Below are 3,219 nucleotides of genomic sequence, written 5' to 3'. Positions count from 1 at the left end.
GATATTCCCGCCCCAATTAACGGTATTGTTGCCATTCTTCGCAATAATGATATGTTAACTTGGGAGGAAAAAATTAAATTTGGACTCGGTTTAATCCCTGCCATTGTTAAAGGTCAAAGTTACGTCGAGGAGATGGACAAATATTCTTGGTCGGAATGGTTAGAGAAACAAAACATCCCCCCTAGGGTAGAAAAAGAAGTGTTTATCGCTATGTCGAAAGCCCTAAACTTTATCGATCCTAACGAGATTTCCGCCACGATTCTACTAACAGCCCTCAACCGCTTTTTACAGGAGAAAAACGGCTCAAAAATGGCTTTTCTCGACGGTTCACCCCCGGAAAGACTCTGCCAACCTTTAGTCGATTACATCACCGCTAGAGGTGGAGAAGTGCGCTTGAATGCCCCTTTAAAAGAGATTATCTTAAATGAAGATGGCACAGTTAAAGCCTTCTTAATGCGCGGTTTAGACGGTGGGGAAGATTATCTTTTTGAAGCCGATCTTTATGTGTCTGCGATGCCGGTAGATCCTTTAAAAGTTTTACTACCTAAACCTTGGCAAGAAGATAAATTCTTTCAAAAATTAGAAGGATTAGAAGGGGTTCCCGTCATTAATTTACACCTCTGGTTTGATCGCAAACTAACCGACATCGATCATTTATTATTCTCCCGTTCGCCCTTACTCAGTGTTTATGCTGACATGAGCAACACCTGTAAAGAATACGCTAACCCCGATCGCTCGATGTTAGAATTAGTTCTCGCTCCCGCTCAGGATTGGATTAGCAAATCCGATGAAGAAATTATCGCCGCCACGATGAAAGAACTAGAAAAACTCTTTCCCCAACATTTTACTGGCGATAATCCCAGTCAATTGTTAAAATATCATCTGGTGAAAACTCCCCGATCAGTTTATAAAGCCACCCCTGGCCGACAAGCTTATCGACCTTCTCAAAAAACTCCGATCGAGAATTTTTATCTCGCCGGTGACTATACCATGCAAAAATATTTAGGAAGCATGGAAGGAGCCGTTTTATCGGGGAAATTAGCGGCAGCAGTGATCAGCAAAGATCACCCCGCAGCACCGCTAAACCCGAATAAAACCCAATCTACACCAGTGTCCAGCGCTCGTTAATTCTCTGGCTAGGGACTAATGACGAAAATGGCCTTGAGTGAGACAATGCTATATCATTAGCCACAGTTCGCCGTTAATCTAAGTCAATCATTCCGCCCCAGCAGAATGCTCCAATTGCCAAAACCGACCCACCCCACCAAACCCCTCGTCTCCCTTGCGGAGTCCTACGAACTCTGTCGCCGGATTACAGAGAAGTATTCCAAAACGTTTTATCTCGGTACTCTCCTGATGCCGAAAGCAAAACGTCAAGCGATCTGGGCAATTTATGTCTGGTGTCGTCGTACCGATGAACTGGTCGATGGACCCCAAGCCCGGTTAACTACACCTGAAACCCTTGATTTATGGGAAAAACAGCTAGAAACCGTCTTTTCTGGGGTTGCCATCGAGGATGCCGATGTCGCTCTCGTGGATACTCTAGAAAAGTTCCCCATGGATATCCAACCCTTTCGGGATATGATCGCCGGGCAACAGATGGACCTCTATCGCAGTCGTTATCAAACCTTTGATGAACTAAAACTGTACTGCTATCGGGTGGCGGGGACGGTGGGGTTAATGTCCAGCGCGGTGTTAGGATTGGAAGATGACGATCGCTCTGCCCCTTGGCGGCGCAATCAAAGCGTCTATATTCCGCAAGAAGAAGCGATCGATCTCGGTATTGCCAATCAATTAACCAATATTTTGCGGGATGTGGGGGAAGATGTCCATCGTGGGCGGATTTATCTACCTTTAGAGGATTTAGAGCGTTTTAACTACAGCGAAGACGATTTACTCAAAGGGGTTAATGATGACCGTTGGCAGGCGTTAATGCGCTTCCAAATTGAGCGCGCCCGTTATTACTACGATTCCGCCGAAAGGGGGATTCGCGCCCTTAATCCCGATTCCCGTTGGCCGGTTTGGGCGGCTTTACTGCTTTATCAAGGCATTTTAGACGTAATTGAAGCAAATAATTACGATGTCTTCGCCCGTCGTGCCTTCGTGCCTTTAACCAAGAAAATGCTCTATTTACCCGTGGCTTGGTTGCGATCGCAAGCGTTATAAAAATTCGACGGGTTTTGCTGCTTGCCGACTCCACCCGTCGAGTCTTAACTAGGGTTGGCTGAAAAAGTCTTTCCTGGGGGCAGGGTGTGGGGTGTGGGGTGTAGGGTTTTACCCATTTTCATCTGGTAAACTACCTAATTTTCAGGGAAAAAGTCCCTGAATTCTCCCCCTGATCACTACCATATCTGGTACTTTTTGACCTCCCCAAAGTCTAAAAGTCTTACCCAACAAGGTTTTTAGATTTATTCAGCCAACCCTAACTATTAAGTTTTCCCAATTCAGCTGCTTAACTTGGGTTTGCTTTTTCAGCGCGATTTAGGAGTCACCAACCAGAAAGGTCCGGTTTCCGTGCAGGGAACATCTCGTTCGGTTTCGTAAACCACAAGACCGTCTTGCCGATCCAAAACTAACGCTTCTCCTAGACGGACGTAGGATATAAACGGGACAAGATAGCGGACGACTGGCTCATCGCTACAGGCAGGCAACACCCGATCGTTAAAATACTCCCCTCCCACATCCTCGACGCTTTCATAGTAGCGGATGCTGAGATCATCGATCGCTTTCCCCGGAAAGCGGTCTTGGATAGCTGACCGGAGAAATTCTGGCAGCGGTCGATCGGGCGATAATAATGTTCCAGATTTCATGGCTTTTCCCCCTAAAACTAAAGGAAGCGGGAAACTCTGACAAATGCCGTCCCGATCGGAACTATTGGCTTCCGCTCCCCACCTCGGCAATTTTTTACTAGGGATGGGATCTGGCGCAGGGAGTCCCTTTGTATTCATTGTAACAAATTTCCCCAGAAGGGTTCGGGGCGATACGGTGAGAACAGTTTTTCTTGATTTTTCGTTACAAAGATTGACAAATTTATCCTTTTATTTTGGCGATAATAATAATTACCAGGCGACAAGCCAGAAAAAATAATGGAAACAGGGAAAGACGGACGAGGCTGGGACTAACTAGGGTTTGCGGCAAAAAGTTTTTCGGTGGTGGCAGGGTGTGGGGTGTGGGGTGTGGGGTGTGGGGTTTTACCAGTTTTGAGGTGGCCAATTACCT

General features: G+C 46.4%; 4 protein-coding genes. 2 read left to right on the top strand and 2 right to left on the bottom strand.

The features are described 5' to 3' along the window. Nucleotides 1-1,128 (top strand): 15-cis-phytoene desaturase (gene pds / locus PX482_RS27515; protein ID WP_288123278.1); only part of this gene is annotated, 1,128 nt, incomplete at its 5' end. A gap of 105 nt (nt 1,129-1,233) precedes the next feature. Continuing rightward, nucleotides 1,234-2,166, top strand: a complete 933-nt coding sequence (crtB, locus tag PX482_RS27510) for a 15-cis-phytoene synthase CrtB (protein ID WP_288123277.1) — start codon at nt 1,234-1,236, stop codon at nt 2,164-2,166. A gap of 305 nt (nt 2,167-2,471) precedes the next feature. Here crtB and PX482_RS27505 read toward each other — a convergent pair whose 3' ends face one another. Both PX482_RS27505 and PX482_RS27500 read right to left on the bottom strand, forming a co-directional pair. Beyond that, nucleotides 2,472-2,948, bottom strand: coding sequence for a hypothetical protein (locus PX482_RS27505; RefSeq protein ID WP_002762568.1), 477 nt, complete (start codon nt 2,946-2,948; stop codon nt 2,472-2,474). 82 nt (nt 2,949-3,030) lie between these two features. Then, nucleotides 3,031-3,213, bottom strand: a complete 183-nt coding sequence (locus PX482_RS27500) for a hypothetical protein (protein WP_079209469.1) — start codon at nt 3,211-3,213, stop codon at nt 3,031-3,033. Nucleotides 3,214-3,219: the final 6 nt, after the last annotated feature.

Origin of the sequence: Microcystis sp. M53602_WE12, assembly GCF_030065455.1 — a bacterium.
Taxonomy (GTDB): domain Bacteria; phylum Cyanobacteriota; class Cyanobacteriia; order Cyanobacteriales; family Microcystaceae; genus Microcystis; species Microcystis aeruginosa.
This window is presented reverse-complemented; position numbering and strand designations above follow the sequence as displayed.